Here is a 14496-nt window from a genome sequence, read left to right on the forward strand (position 1 = left end):
CGGCCGCCGGATGACTTCGTGCCGACCGACCTTCGCAACAGGGCTTGGGGTGGTGCAGCGTCCGACGCCCTCGTCCAACCGGGTCACGGGCGGTACGCCTTGTCAGCCCGCACCCTGTCAGGTCTCCTGCGGGGCCGCCCGCGCCCCAGCCGGGGCACCGATCGCCTCCAGGACCGGCTTGAACTGCGGGGAATCCCCCCGCTGACCGGCTGTGACCACGATGGACAGCGACTTCTGCCCCTGATCGAGGACGAACCGTTGCTGACCATCGGTGGCTCGGGGAGCTCGGCGGCGTGACCGTCCCAGCTGTCGCCGAATCTTTCCCAGGCGCTTCTCACACCGGCCGGTGGCGGTACTGGCCTGTGTGAGGAGCTTCCGGTCAGGCGAGGTTCTTGGTGAAGAACTCGTCGAGCTTGCCGAAGGGGATGCGGTCCTTGCGGTCGAAGAGGTCGACGTGGTCCGCGCCGGGGACGACCAGGAGGTCGATGGTGTCGGACGACATCTTGTGGACGTCCTCGGAGTAGCAGGGGAAGCCGATCCCGGTATGCAGCACCCTGCAGGCACTGCCGATCCGGCACCGGTCGCGGACCGAGCGCCTTCATCCGGCCACGGCGGAAGCTACGGCTCGAGCAGCTCCCACGACTGTTCATTTAGCAGAGCGCGTGAGTAGCTCTTCAGCGTTCATCTCCGGTTCGCTCGGTAGGAAGTAGGCATGCGGAAAAGCGATGCAACCAGAAAGCGCAGGGCACCCGCACCACAAACCTCATAGAGTCGGCCGTCTCACTGGACTTGAAATCTTCCGGCAGCCCCTGGACTTCGGGCCCAGTTGCGACGGGCCTTGGTTCTCGTGCGGGTGTCGAACGGGGCTCCGGCGAATACTCCCGTCGGAGTAACGTCGCATCGCGTGTCTCCCGAGGGATGAAGACCGCAGTATGACGAAACGGAATGGAATCGGGCCTAGCGTTGGGGCTATGCCGGAACTTGATAGTCCACTGCGGAGGTTGGGGGTGGCCGCCAGGGCGCTGGCGGCGGCGTTCCCTGTCGCCGCATGCGGGGTCACACGCCGACAACAGTGCGGGGCCCCAGCGGCCGGCCCGCACAGCCCGCACGCGGACGGTCGGCAGCTCCACCACAGCCGCTGCGCACCGGCGAGCGGTTCCTCGACCTGAGCGCTGCCGCGGTGCGCGAGCAGGACGCGAAGACCGCCTAAAGCATTTCGCGTACGGATGCCGTACGGATACCTCACCACACAAACACCTGAAGAGAGGCACTAACATGAAGCCCATGGGACGCCGCGGCTTTCTCGCCGCCAGCACGGCACTTGGTATTGGTGCCGGCCTGTCCACGCACGCCATTCTCTCGGAAACGAGCGAGAACGAGACTCCGGACAAGACTTCGGACATTTTACGGCGGGACCAGGACCTGCCCTTCATCGGCACGGAGGAGACCTTTTCGACTCCCACGTTGTTGAAGCTGAACTCCATCAATGAGGATCACATAGCATTCCTGGAGGAAACTGGTCTTGCGGATCTAGGCCAACGCCGCATCGGTGATATGGATGCGGGGGGACTCAACGTTCAAATCCTCTCTGCTCATACACCCTCTGTGCAAAATGTCCCTGGACAGAGGGGCATCGACCTTGCCTATCGTCTTAACCGGCAACTTGTAGAGGGGCCAATCGCCAAATATCCGGACCGTTTCAAGGCTTTCGCCACCTTGCCCTTGCAGAGCCCGGAGGCGGCGGCGGACGAACTGGAGCGCTCGGTTCGGGAAGATGGCTTCTTGGGCGCACTGACCAACGGGCACATCGCGAAGAAGTATCTCGATCATCCCGATTTCGAGCCTGTGCTGGCACGTGCCGTTGATCTCGATGTGCCGATCTACCTGCATCCCGGCTATCCGGCTGACGAGGTCTTCAAGATCTACTACAGCACTACACGGTCCAAATACACGGAAGAGTACCAGGACTACATTTTCAGTGGGTCTGGATATGGCTGGCACCAGGAGGTGCTGATCCAATGCATTCGAATGATCACGTACGGGGTTTTCGACAGATTCCCCAAACTGAAAATCATCATCGGTCACATGGGTGAAGGTCTTCCCTTCTACTACGAGCGGATCGTCAATGACATGGGCGAGCCGACCAAAGACTCGCTCGAGAAGCCCATCGGGCAATACTTCCAGGACAACTTCTGGGTCACGACAAGCGCATTCCCCCAGACCGAACTGCTCGATCTCCTGCTGAAATACATAAGCGTGGATCGAGTGATGTTCGCAACCGACTACCCGTTCGCGGACATAAAGGAGCAGACCGACTGGTTCCGCGGAGTCGATTTGCCACGCGAAGACAAGGAAAAGATCGCATTCCGAAATGCAGAGAAACTGTTCAGAATGAAAGTGCCCGCGAAGTGATACGCCGGCGTCGGCCGGAGTGAAAGAATGCTTGCTGTAAGGCGAGCGTACGGCCGAAGTATGCGTTGCGCGGCTGCCCCATGACGCGGTCTCATACAGGCTGTTCTACCAACGGCTAACCCGGATCTTTCGCGCGGGTGAGGGCCTCGCCTCGCGCCGCGGCGTTGGCGGCTCGCTGACCTCCTTTTTTGTGTTCGGGGTAGGCGGGTTTGCCCCTTGTCGACTGGGGTGCCGCCGGGTTCCACGTGTCCGGTGGTGGTGCTTGTTGGTAGGGACGGTTTCGGGCTGGTCAGGTCGGTGCGGGCAGGGTGGTCAGGCGCTGGTGGGCGGTGAGGGCCAGGTTGGCCCAGGGGGCGTGTGCGGCCAGTCGTAGGTGGATGCGTCGGGCGTGGTGGGCGATGCGTCCGGCGATGGTGAACAGCCGTAGCCGCAGGCGTTTGGGTTCCCAGCGGCGAGCGGGATGGTCGTGCAGGGCGAGCATCTGCATCCACGCGGTCAGTTCGAGGGCGAGTGCGACGATCGCGACCCAGATCTGGTTGTGGGCGAATCCGTGTAGGGGCAGGTTCGACAGTCCGGTGGCTTTGGCGGCGCGGATACGATCCTCGGCGCGGGCGCGGCGGCGGTGCCGTAGTTCGAGGTCGGCCAGTTGGCCGCGGCCGGTGTTGGTGGCGAACGCAGTCAGGCGGTTGCCGTCGGCGTCGGTGAACCGCAGTTGCGCACCGGGATGCGGCCGTTCCTTGCGCACGATGACCCGCATGCCGGGTGGCCAGCCGGCGAGGTCCAGCACACCGGTGGCCTCGGCCACCCAATAGCCGAGTCGCGGGGTGTGCGCTCGTCGTCGTAAGCCGGGGTCCACGCCTGGTCGGGGATCTGGGCGATGCGCTGCACCGCGTCATCGGGCAGGGTGAACCCGAGCGAGTAGCCCAGTCTCCGTGCGTGCAGCCAATCCACGAACTCGTGGGTGCCGCCACCGGAGTCGGCGCGGATCAGCACCTTGCGGCCGATCCGGCCTCCCTTGCCGGTGAACGGCAATTGCCGCAACGCATCCCGCGCCACGCTGATGTGATCTGCCGCCGTGTTCGAGCCGGCGTTAACCCGGTCGCAGCAGGATGGATAGGGGTTCCCCGGTGCCCTCGGCACCGTGATCGACAAACGCGCACAGCGGGTGGAAGCCGTAGCCCCGCTTGAACGTCGGCGCCGCCTTCTCCTTGTCCGAATGCGCGGTCACCAACGTCGCGTCCACATCGACGATCACCGGATGATCGCCACTGATGCCACGGTCCAGGGCGTGCGCACCAGCCAGCTTCCACGCCCCGGCACGTGCCCTCGCACGGGCGGCGGCGATCGCGGCCAGCGCCTTGTCCGCGTCCCGGGCCAACGTGTCAATCAGCCGCGACACCGTCGGATCCGAGGCAACCAGGCCGAACACCGCCGGCTCCGCCCGCATGGTCGCGATGTCGGCCAGGCAATCGCCGCCCAGGGCCACCGCGATCGCCAGATCACCGACGATCTTCCCCGGGTCGTGGATCAGCCCGACCCTGGCCATCGTCGCCACCAGCAGCGTCGCGCCCTCATTCGACACCACACCCGTGCCCGCAGTGTCGACCTTCAACGACGGGTACAACCCGGTAGGATTCCTCACCAGAAAGATGCTCCGGATACGGCCCTCAGTAAGCCATATCCTCGCAGGTCAGAGCACCTTTCTGCTTGATCGACACCCGTCACACCAAACCGTCATGAATGCGGCGGGTTAGTGCACGCCACGGTGTGCACCCCTGGCAAAGTCAGGCGAGGCTGGCGATTTTCGGCACGAGGTCGGCGGGCCTCGGCAGCGTCGCGATCTCGTCGGCCACCTCGGAGGCGGCCCGGCCCAGCCCCGGGTCGGTGAGCAGGCGGTCGATCAGCTCCGCGTCCACCTGATCCGGCTCCGAACGCAGACCGAGTCCGCGCCGCGCCACGGCGTCCGCGTTCACGTACTGGTCGGCGCCGTGCGGCAGCACGAGCTGCGTGACTCCGGCGTCGATCGCGGTCAGCGTCGAGCCGGCCCCGCCGTGGTGCACCAGCGCCGCGCAGGTCGGCAGCAGCGCGGACAGCGGCACCCACCCGGCCGCCCGCACGTTGTCCGGCAGTTCTCCCAATGGCGACGGGTCCGCGTCGCCGAGGGCGAGTACGAACTCGGCGTCCAGATGCCGTGCCACGTCGACGAGTTTGGTCAACGACGTGAGCGCGCCGACCTGGGTCAGCACCGTGCCGAGTGTCACCGCGACACGCGGGCGCGCGGGCCGTTCGAGCACCCACTCGGGCAGCACGCCGCCTCCGTTGTACGGCACGTACCGCATCGGCCAGCCGCGCACCGGCCGGTCGACCATGCTCGGCGGCGCCACGTCGATCGACTCGCACACCTCGGGAAACCCTTGCACGCCATGCCGTTCGCGTTCCTCGACCATCTTCTTGAAGATCGCCTCGGTCATCGGCGCCTCGTCGGCGAACCCGAAGCCGTGCGACACGGCCGGCACGCCGAGCTTCGCGGCGACCAGCGGCCCGGTGCCCTCCATCGACGAGTACACGACCACGTCCGGCCGCCACGATTCGGCCGCCGACACGGTCAGGTCCACCGACACGCCGGACAACTTGGCGAAGATCGCGCCGACGAACTCCAACCCCTTCTCGGTGTCGACGTCCGTGCTGTAGTCGAACTCCTCGGGTTGCTCGCTGGCCGCCTGCTGGAACACCGCGCCGATGTCGACACCCGGCGCGGTGTCCACGACGTGCAGGCCGGCGTTCGCGGCCTCCTTGCCGCCCGCGGTCGCCACCAGCACCTCGTGGCCGGCGGCACGCAGCGCGTGTGCTAGGGAGATCGTCGGGAACACATGGCCAAGACCGGGGGAGGTTGCGAAGAGTGCGCGCACGATTCCCATTCAACACGCGATCGGGGATCTCGTCGATCGTGACGGAACGGCCAGTCGAGCGGCAGGTTCAGCAGCGCGTTCTCGATCAACTCCGGCATCGCCGGGTGAATCCAGTACTGGCCGCGCGCCATGCTTCACGCGTCGGTGGCAGTACTGCACGAAGTCGTGCGGGCCGCCGCCGGAATCGGTGCGCATCAAGACTTTCTGGCCGACCCGATATCCCCGGTTGGAACGGCAACTGCGTCAATGCCTGCGCCAAGAGCTGCTGGTGGTCGGCCGCGGTGTTGGAACCGGCGTTTCCCGGCCTCAACATGATCGCCAGCGGCTCGCCGGTGCCGTCGGCACCATGGTCGACCCAGGCGCCCAGCGGATGAAACCCGAAGCCCTGCTTGAAATTCGGTGCGGCGCGTTCCTTGTCCGAGTGCGCGGTCACCAACGTCGCGTCCAGATCGATGATCAGCGGATCGTCGGCGTCGACCCCGTGGTCGGGTCCATGATCACCGGCACATTCCCATGCCGCGGCACGGCACACCGGGATCCAGCGGGAGTACCTGCCGCAGGATCCCGGCTTCGGCTCGGGCATGAGTGCTGGCGCCGCCTGCGGGACTGGTACGAGGCCGGCGTCTGGCAGCGGCCGTACGAGGTTCTGCTCGCCGAGCTGAACGCGGCCTCGCGGTTGGACTGGTCCCGCTGCGTGGTCGACTCCTCCCACGTCAGGGCATTGAAAGGGGGAGCCAAACAAGCCCGTCGCCGGTCGACCGGGAGCGGGCAGCTCGAAGCACCACTTGATCACCGACGGGCACGGCACCCCGCTCGCAGTCCTGCTGACCGGCGGCAACCGCAACGACGTTACCCAGCTGCTTCCGCTGCTCGACTCGATCCCGCCGGTCCGCGGCCGGGGTGGGCCGGCCCCGCCGCAAGCCTGTCTCGCTCTTCGCCGACCGCGGTTGCGACCACGACGTCTACCGCGACCAGGTCCAGGCCCGCGGCATCTTGCCCGCGATCGCCCGCGGTGGCACGCTGCACGGCACCGGACTGGGCACCTACCGGTGGGTGGCCGAGCGGTCCTTCGCCTGGCTCCACGGGTTCCGACGTCTTCGGATCCGCTGGGAACGCAGGGGCGACATCCACGAAGCATTTCTCGAGCTCGCCCGCTGCCTCATCACCCACCGGCGGATTCAGTCCCTGTGCTAGCTGATCTCAGTACGCTACAGGCGTGACTGAAACGGTGGTCGGCAGGCCAGGGCCGCGGAGGCCGAGAGAGCTCAACGATGTCCTCGAGTTCCTCGACGAGGTGAGGCTCCGCCCGGGAATGTGGGTGCGCCGCAGCTCACTTCAGCATCTGGACTCCATGCTCATCGGCTACGCAGTCGCCTCCGAGATTCATGACATCGATGAGCGTTTCGACTTCTGGAACGGCGGCCCCTTCTCCCAGTGGCTGTGGAATCGACTGAGCATGGAGTATCCCAGCGCTCTGGGCTGGGCTGTCGAGATCGAACGAGCAGCCGAGGCGACCGGTACTCAACCGATGGAGATGTTCTTTTCCCTCTTGGACGAGTTCCGTGCTGAGCATGGCGGGGCGCGGAGCGTGGAAGAGGGATAGTGGTCCCCGACTGGCGTCTCGCTTCCAGCCGAACCCGCAACTCGTCCCGCAGGTGTGCCTACGAGGAGCCATCCGCGTCATTGTGTTAGCCGCTGCAAGAGGTCATTGTGCAAGACGGCGGTGAACTCGTAAGCCGACGACAGGTACTGCTCGCGCTCCTGCGCGAACGCCGTGTCCCTCCCAGGGACACGGCGTTCGCGGCCGGCGATCTCAGTCGCGGGTGGGAGGGGTGTAGAAGGAGCCGACGGACGTCCAGACACCGTTCTTGACGACCACCCGCTGCACGCTGCGCGTACCGAGGTGCTGGCTCGCGCTGAACTTCATGACCGGGGACACCCCGGGGTCCACCGAGGACGCCTTCTGGTACGCCTCGGTGAGGGACTGCGACGTGACGGGGCCCTTGACGGTCTTCGCGATGTCGGCGAACACCTTGGCGTTGCTCCAGCCCCACAGGGCGAGGAATCCGGCGTCCTGGCCGGGCTCGTACTTGGCCATCGCGGTGCGGAACTCCTTGACCGCCGGGTCCGGGTCGGAGGGCGCCTTCACCAGCTGTACGGCCTTGAGGCCCTCGGCGGCGTCCTTCGCCAGCGAGATCGTCGACTCGGCGGCGACGGGCGCGTAGGCGTAGGTGGGCAGGGACAGCCCCTGGAGCTTGGCCTCCTTGAGGAAGGCCGCCGCTTCGGGGGAGGTGAGGATCACGATCACGGCCTGGGCCTTCGCGGCCTTCACCTTGCTGATCACCGGGGTGTAGTCGGTGGTCTGGTACTTCACCGCCAACCGGTCCACCTCGACCGAGGGATCCACCTTCTTCGCGACCGGCTCCACCTGCTTGGCGACGTTCACGAACGCGGCCGGATCGCTGTGCACGACGAGGATCTTCTTCGCCCCGTCCTGCACCGCCCAGGCGGCGACCGCCGCGGCCTGGTCCTCGTAGAGGGTCTGCGTGCCGAACAGTCCGGTCCGCGGCGGCTTGTACCAGGCCTCGCTGCCGCCCACCTCGTTGAGGACCGGCACCTTGGACTGGTTGAGGACGAACGGGAAGGCGGCCTCGGCCTGGGAGGTGCCGTTCGCGTTGACGATGGCCACGACCTTGTCCTGGCCGACGAGTTCACGGGCGATCTGCACGGTCTGCTGCGGATCGGCCGCGTTGTCCTTGACCGTCCAGGTGACCTTGCGGCCGTTGATGCCGCCCTGGGCGTTGATCATTTTGAAGTAGGCGTCGGCGCCGGCCTTCTCCGGTACGCCGTAGGAGGCGGTGGCGCCGGTCAGGGGCAGCCACGCGCCGATGTGGATGCCCGACGAACTACCGCCGGCCCCCGTGGAGTCCTGCCCTGCGCACGCGTTGGCGGTCAGCGCCACCACGGCCAGGACGGCCGTTGTTCCCGCTGCGCGGCGAAATCTCTTCATTGTCCGGAACACGGTCCACCTCGTTCACTACGGGATTTCCACGGGAGAAGTGCGGGCGGAAGGCGCCGCGGGGGTGGCGGCCTCCGGGCCGCCGCTGAAGTACGCCGCCTCGGCCAGAGCCGCGAACGCGGGATCGCCGGGCCGCCCGTGGGCCGCCACCACGCCCTCGTGCAGCACGGCCACCTCGTGGCAGACGGACAGGGCACGGCTGAGCAGTTGTTCGAGCAGTACGACGGTGAGGCCGTCGTGGGCCAGCCTGGCGAGGCGGTCGTAGACCTCGTCGACCAGGGCGGGGGCGAGACCCAGCGCGGGTTCGTCCACGATCAGTACGTCCGGTCGGGCGATCAGGGCCCGCGCGATGGCGAGCATCTGCTGTTCCCCGCCGGACAGTCCGCCGGCGGCGGCGGACATCCGGTCGCGCAGCCGCACCGGCAGCCACTCGACGGTCTCCTCCAGGCGCTCCCGCAGCGGAGCGCCGGTGATGCCCGCCGCGTAGGCCGCGACTTCGAGGTTCTCGCGCAGGGACAGCGTCTTGAACAGGGCCCGTCCCTCCGGCGCCAGACTGGTGCGGACGGTGCCCCCCGACTCCCGTGAGCCACGGGCGGGTTGGAGGGAGCCGTGCAGGATGCCGGCGAGGGTGCTCTTGCCCGCGCCGTTGGCCCCGGCGATGCCCAGCACCACGCCCTGGCGGACATCGAGGTCGATGTCGCGCAGGGCGACCACACCGCCGTACGTGTGGCCGACGCCGTTCAGGCGGATCATGCTGCGGTCACCGATGTGTTCGGGCGCGCGGGTCCTGCCGTCGACCGTGCCCAGATACGACGACCGCACCTGCGGATCCTCCAGCACGGTGTCCGGGGTGCCCTCGCCGATCGTGCGGCCGAAGTCGAAGGCGAGCACCCGGTGGGCCACGGAGAACAGGTCGTCGAGGACGTGGTCGATGACCACCACGGCGGTCCCGTCGGCGTGCAGCCGCCTGATGTGCCGTGCCAGCAGGGCCCGTTCGTCCGCGTCGAGACCGCCGAACGGTTCGTCCAGCACCAGCAGCTTCGGCTTCTCGGCCATCGCACGGGCCAGGTCGAGACGCTTCTGGAGACCGAACGGCAGTTCCGCGGGACGGCGGTCCGCCACCTCCGCGAGCCCGACGGAGTGCAGGAGTCGAGCCACCTCGTCCCGGTCCTTGGCGGTGATCCGGCGCCGGGTGCACAACACGTTCTCCGCGACGGTGAGTTCGGAGAACACCTCCGCGTGCTGGAAGGTCCGGCCGATGCCCAGTCGCCGTCGCGCGGTCGCCCTGGCCTTCAGCAGCGGCCGCCCGTCGAAGTCGGCGGTGCCGCTCACCCGGCCGTTGCCCGTCAGTCCCGACAGGGCGTTCAACAGGGTTGTCTTCCCCGCCCCGTTGGGCCCGATGACCGCGAGGATCTCGTTCTGCCGCAGGGACAGGGAAGCGTCCTCTAGAGCCTTCAGCCCGCCGTACGACACCGACACGTGCTCCATGCGCAGCAGGACGGGACCGTCGCCGACGCTCCCGGACGGGACGGGGGCGAGGTCCGCCGAGTCCCCGGCGGGGGAGGGGAGTTCGGTGTCCGGCCGACGTCGTACCCGCCGTGCGAGCTTGGCCAGGAAGGGGACGACTCCGCCCGGCAGGAAGAGCAGTACCCCGATCAGCACCAGGCCCTGCACGACGGGCTGCGGCAGCCCGACGGCGGACGACAGGGAGGGGTTCCAGGTCAGATAGATCCCGCCCGCCACGGCACCGACGACGGTCCCGACCCCGCCGAGCACACACGCCCCGATCAGCGAGATGCCGAAGGCCAGCGAGAAGGGATCCGGGCTCACGAACCCGGTGAGCAGGCCGAGCAGCACGCCCGCGAAGCAGGTGCACGCCCCGCTCACCGCGAACGACAGCGCCGACTGCGCCTCGGGAGCGATACCGATCGTCCGGGCCGCCGGCGGATGCGACTTGGCGGCCACCAGCCGCATCCGCAGCCCCGAGGCGGCGGCGGGCACGGCCAGTGCGAGGACGACGGCGGCGGCACCGACCGCCAGGTACTGGGCCTCGGTCCCGCCACCCAGCAGGGTGCCGAATCCGAGGGCGCTGCGCAGCTGGACCACCGGCACGCCCTGGTCGCCACCGGTCACACCGCTCCAGCGGTTGACCAGTTCCAGCGTGACCATGGTGAAGGCGAGGGTGAGCAGGGCGATGTAGAGGACCGAGAACCTGGCACCGGCGTATCCGAGGAAGGCGCCCAGGGCGGCTCCGGTGGCGACGGCGCCGAGCACCACTGTCTCCAGGGGCCAGTCGTGGCCGCTGCCGTACGCCGCGAAGTAGGCGCCGATGGCGAAGAACGCGGGATGGCCCACCGACCAGATGCCGGACCAGCCGGCGAGCAGGCCGACCGACAGCACGACGATCGTGTACACGGCCGCGAGGCCCACCGAGTACATCTGGTACGCGGGGATCGCGCCGGAGGCCATGAGTGCCATGAGCACCGCGCCGGCGGCCGGGCCCAGTGCGGCCCTGGCCAGGAGGGAACGGTTGAAGACCATGGAGTGGACCCCTCAGACCCGTTGGAAGGTGCGGGTGCCGAACATGCCCTGGGGGCGGATCAGCAGGACCAGCACGGTGAACGAGAACACGAACGTGTCCCGGAAGCTGGCGGAGACGTAGTTCGCCGCCAGGTTGTCCAGGACGCCGATGGTCAGCCCGCCCAGGACGGCGCCGTACATGCTGGTCAGACCGCCGAGGAAGATGCCGGCGAAGGCCCGGAACAGCGGTGCGACGAGCGCGGTGGGCACCAGGCCCGAGCGCGGTGCGTACAGACAGGCGGCGAGTGCGGCCAGGCCCAGGCCGAGCGCCCAGGAGATCCTCGCCAGACGTTGTGCGCTCAGTCCGACCACGCGGGCGGTCTCCGCGTTCTCGGCGACGGCGCGCATGGCGGAGCCGAGCGTGGTGCGGGCGAACAGATAGCCCACGAGCGCCATGGCCACGGCGGCGACGGCGATCGTCAGCAGGCTCTGCACCGGCACCGCGGCACCCGACCAGCGCACCGTCCCGTCGACCAGGCTGGGAAAGGCCTTGGGCTGGTCGCCCCAGATCGATCCGGCGGCGCTCTCCGCGATCAGGGACACGCCCATCGTGACGACGAGCGCGGAGAACAACTGCCCCTGTCCCAGCGGGCGGATCACCGTCTCGCGCACCAGCAGACCGGCGGCCACGGTGATGGTGACGGCGGCGAGGACGCCGAGCAGCGTGGCCACCCCGCTGTCATGGAGCGAGACCGCCACGTACAGGCCCAGGGTCGCGAGCGACGCCATCGCGAAGTTCACGACGTCCGTGGCCCGGTAGATGATCACCAGCCCGAGACCCATGAGCCCGTACACGGCTCCACTGGCCACACCACTGACCAGGACAAGCAGGAACTGACTCACAGCCCCTCCCTCGGAGAAGAGCGCGTTCGCGCCACGCCTGCGGAAAGCATGATCACCTCACGGAACCCGGAGTTAAAGTGAACTCACTTCAGTAAGCTAGGCACTGTGTCGCCGGACGGGCAAGCCTCGTGCACGGGATTTGTGCGCAACGGCCGCAGGCCGGGACTCAGTGGGCGGGGGCGGTCGGTGACTCGCCGAGCGCGGTGCGTGCCGCCGCCAGCCCGAAGACCAGCGCAGGAGCGAGGCCGCCCGCGTAAGCGCGCCGGTACAGCCCGCCCGCGTCCGCGCCGGCCGCGAGCAGGCCGGGGACCGGGCTGTGGCCGTCCCCGTCCGCCGCAAGGGCGTGCGCTCCGGCGTCGATCAGCAGGCCGCCGAAGGTGAACGTGATCGCCGGTGCCGCCTCGACGACGTAGAACGGCGGCTCGTCGAGGGGGCGGCGGTCGAGGAGGCGACCCGGCGCGAGCGCGCCGTTCGCCCGCGCGGCGGCGTTGAACTCCTCGATGCGGTCGCGGATCGTGGCGCCGGGATAGCCCCACTCCTCGGGCATCGAGGCGAAGTCCTCCAGGCTGTCCGCCACCGCGCTGCGGGCACCGGCGCGATGGCACAGCTGGAACTTGTCCACACCGGGGATGCCCTCCACGTAGGAGGCGCTGATCCACTCCCGGTGCACCCGCGCGTCGGCGACCAGCAACCCGCGGGCCCCGGGCCGTTCGAGCAACGCCATGGTGGTCAGATGGTCCCCGACGGTCTCGTCGACGAACCGCTCGCCCGTCGTGTCGAACAGCAGGGCGTGCTCGCTGTAGTAGAGCGCCAGGTCGACGAAACGGGCCGGGTCGGCCAGCGACACACCGGCCGGCATCAGGTGCCCGTAGAACCCGGCGTCCTTCCTGCCGAACGCCGCGCCCGCGGAGCGCCCGAGCGTGAGGCCGTCGCCCCGGCTGTGCGGGTTGGCCCGCAGCCCGATGTCCGCCGCCTGCGGGTGGACGTGCTCGGCGCGCAGGCCCGGATCCCCCTGGAAACCGCCGGTCGCCAGCAACGTCCAGGTGGCCTCGATACGGCGCCCGGAACCGTCGGGCAACAGGCAGTCCGCGCCCTTGACCACGCCGTTCTCCGTCACGAGACCCTGGGTCCAGGTGGAGGTCAGCACCTCCTGGCCCCGCTCGCGGATCAGCCGTTCGCAGGTGTCGAGATAGTGGTTCGTGTCCACCTGGTGCCCCCGGCCGAAGCTGAGCACGGGCACCGGAGGCCGACACTCCACGCCGAGCGACCTGATCCAGGCCACACCGTCGGCGAACCCGTCCAGCAGGGCCGCGGCCAGCTCGGGATCCCCGTCCGGATTGACCCGGCGCATCTCCTCCACGGTCGGAGCGGTCCATACGAAACCGGCGAAGCGCGCGGAGCCGCCGGTGCGCTCCGCCTTCTCCACGAGGGCCACGGAGCCGCCCTCCGCCGCCACTTTGGCGGCCGCGGAGAGTCCGGCCATGCCGCCGCCGATCACCAGTAGATCCACTGTCTTCGTACCCATAGCGGGCCCCACCGCCTTCATGTCACCGAATGGAACAGGACGCTAATTGAACTCACTTCTGTAGTCGAGAGGTGAGGGGACCGTTGGTTTCGACGGACCGGTTTCGGCCGCGGCCGGGCGTCCGCCGTGTCAGTCGGGGGTGAGGACGGCGCGCCCGCGCACCCGCCCCTCGCGCAGCCTCGCGATGGCCTCCGGCGCCCGGGACAGCCCGAACGGCTCGACTCCGACGGTCAGGACACCGTCGCGTGCCAGGGAGACGACCGCCTCCAGTTCGGGCCGGGTCCCCCAGAAGGGCAGCGAGATCCGGGTGCCGGGAGGGAGTGCGCCCGGTTTGCGGACCGTCAGTTCGCCGCCGCCGCTGCCCACCACGACGAGCTCTCCGCCCGGCCGCAGCACGGCCACCGCGAGCTCGAGACTGGAACGGCTGCCGACGAAATCGAGCACGGCCACCGCCCCGGCTCCGCCCGTCCGGCCTCGGAGGACCGTGGCGGTGTCGGGCCGCAGGAGCGTGCCGAAGTGCGCGCCGCACGCGTTGGCGAGGGCGAGCGCCTCCTCCCGTACGTCCACGGCCAGCACCCGCGCGCTCGTCGTGGCGCGCAGGATCTGGACGGCCAGATGCCCCAGCCCGCCGACGCCGATCACGACCACGCCCTCGTCCTCGCCCAGCGCGGGGCGGATCATGGCCACGGAGTGGTAGGCGGTGAGGCCGGCGTCCGACAGGGGTGCCGCCTGCTCGGCGGCCAGGTCACCCACCGGCACCAGCACCCGCCCCGACGGCATGAGCATGGCGTCCGCCATCCCGCCGTCGCGTCCGAGACCCGCCCCGGTGCCGACCCGGTCCGCGTCCAGGGCCTTACGCCGGTCGCAGTAGTTCTCCGCCCCGGTTTCGCAGCGTGTGCAACTGCCGCACCCCCACGGGCCGTGGACCACGACCCGTTCGCCGACCGCCGGACCCACGGCGGACGGGCCCCGCTGTGCCACCCGACCCGCGACCTCGTGTCCGAGGGTGAACGGAAGCCGGTACGGAAGGGCTCCCGGTCCGGCGTCGATGACGTGGAGGTCCGAACGGCAGAGACCGGCTGCCTCCACCTCGATCAGGACCTCCTCGTCCCGGGGGACGGGCCGTGCCGTCTCGGTGAGGATCGGTGGGCCGCCCCAGCGGGTCAGCCGGACCGCTCTTGTCGCGCCTGTTGACATACGTGCGACGG

At 68.7% G+C, this 14496-nt stretch carries 9 protein-coding genes and 4 pseudogenes; 3 read left to right on the forward strand and 10 right to left on the reverse strand.

Annotation, left to right across the window (positions count from 1 at the left end):
- Positions 1 to 92 precede the first annotated feature (92 nt).
- Both AC2XR2_RS43740 and AC2XR2_RS43745 read right to left on the reverse strand, forming a co-directional pair.
- Positions 93 to 246 (reverse strand): annotated as a pseudogene (locus AC2XR2_RS43740) (IS5 family transposase); the annotation flags it as partial.
- 133 nt (positions 247 to 379) lie between these two features.
- Complete coding sequence (locus AC2XR2_RS43745) at positions 380 to 502, reverse strand: hypothetical protein (RefSeq protein ID WP_491518616.1); 123 nt, start codon at positions 500 to 502, stop codon at positions 380 to 382.
- 782 nt (positions 503 to 1284) lie between these two features.
- On the opposite strand from AC2XR2_RS43745, the gene AC2XR2_RS43750 reads away from it, so the two are divergent.
- Positions 1285 to 2412 (forward strand): amidohydrolase family protein, encoded by a 1128-nt coding sequence (locus AC2XR2_RS43750; RefSeq protein ID WP_491518285.1) that lies wholly within the window; start codon positions 1285 to 1287, stop codon positions 2410 to 2412.
- Positions 2413 to 2701: 289 nt separating this feature from the next.
- On the opposite strand, the pseudogene AC2XR2_RS43755 reads toward AC2XR2_RS43750, so the two are convergent.
- From AC2XR2_RS43755 to AC2XR2_RS43765, 3 genes and pseudogenes are all read right to left on the reverse strand, one after another.
- Positions 2702 to 4054, reverse strand: a pseudogene (locus tag AC2XR2_RS43755) (IS1380 family transposase).
- 142 nt (positions 4055 to 4196) lie between these two features.
- On the reverse strand, positions 4197 to 5321 hold the full coding sequence (locus AC2XR2_RS43760; RefSeq protein WP_491518286.1) for a nucleotide disphospho-sugar-binding domain-containing protein: 1125 nt from the start codon (positions 5319 to 5321) through the stop codon (positions 4197 to 4199).
- 138 nt (positions 5322 to 5459) lie between these two features.
- A pseudogene (locus tag AC2XR2_RS43765) lies at positions 5460 to 5847 on the reverse strand (transposase); the annotation flags it as partial.
- A 51-nt stretch (positions 5848 to 5898) separates the two neighbouring features.
- On the opposite strand from AC2XR2_RS43765, the pseudogene AC2XR2_RS43770 reads away from it, so the two are divergent.
- Together AC2XR2_RS43770 and AC2XR2_RS43775 are read left to right on the forward strand one after the other, a co-directional pair.
- A pseudogene (locus tag AC2XR2_RS43770) lies at positions 5899 to 6515 on the forward strand (IS5 family transposase); the annotation flags it as partial.
- Between the two features lie 22 nt (positions 6516 to 6537).
- Positions 6538 to 6924, forward strand: a complete 387-nt coding sequence (locus tag AC2XR2_RS43775; protein ID WP_381301761.1) for a hypothetical protein — start codon at positions 6538 to 6540, stop codon at positions 6922 to 6924.
- Between the two features lie 210 nt (positions 6925 to 7134).
- Here the strand turns inward: AC2XR2_RS43775 and AC2XR2_RS43780 are convergent, their stop codons facing one another.
- The 5 genes from AC2XR2_RS43780 to AC2XR2_RS43800 form a co-directional block, all read right to left on the reverse strand.
- A complete protein-coding gene (locus tag AC2XR2_RS43780) occupies positions 7135 to 8331 on the reverse strand; it encodes an ABC transporter substrate-binding protein (RefSeq protein WP_491518287.1) in 1197 nt (398 codons plus the stop codon).
- Between the two features lie 27 nt (positions 8332 to 8358).
- Positions 8359 to 10881, reverse strand: a complete 2523-nt coding sequence (locus AC2XR2_RS43785) for a branched-chain amino acid ABC transporter ATP-binding protein/permease (RefSeq protein ID WP_491518288.1) — start codon at positions 10879 to 10881, stop codon at positions 8359 to 8361.
- 12 nt (positions 10882 to 10893) lie between these two features.
- The gene (locus AC2XR2_RS43790; protein WP_381308152.1) at positions 10894 to 11763 is read right to left on the reverse strand and encodes a branched-chain amino acid ABC transporter permease; all 870 of its coding nucleotides are present in this window, start codon (positions 11761 to 11763) and stop codon (positions 10894 to 10896) included.
- 166 nt (positions 11764 to 11929) lie between these two features.
- Positions 11930 to 13288 (reverse strand): FAD-dependent oxidoreductase, encoded by a 1359-nt coding sequence (locus AC2XR2_RS43795; RefSeq protein WP_491518289.1) that lies wholly within the window; start codon positions 13286 to 13288, stop codon positions 11930 to 11932.
- 129 nt (positions 13289 to 13417) lie between these two features.
- Entirely contained in the window at positions 13418 to 14485 is a 1068-nt protein-coding gene (locus AC2XR2_RS43800; RefSeq protein WP_491518290.1) for an NAD(P)-dependent alcohol dehydrogenase, read from the reverse strand.
- Between the last annotated feature and the right edge of the window lie 11 nt (positions 14486 to 14496).

The sequence above is a fragment of the Streptomyces sp. LS-MS-L19 genome, assembly GCF_058382285.1.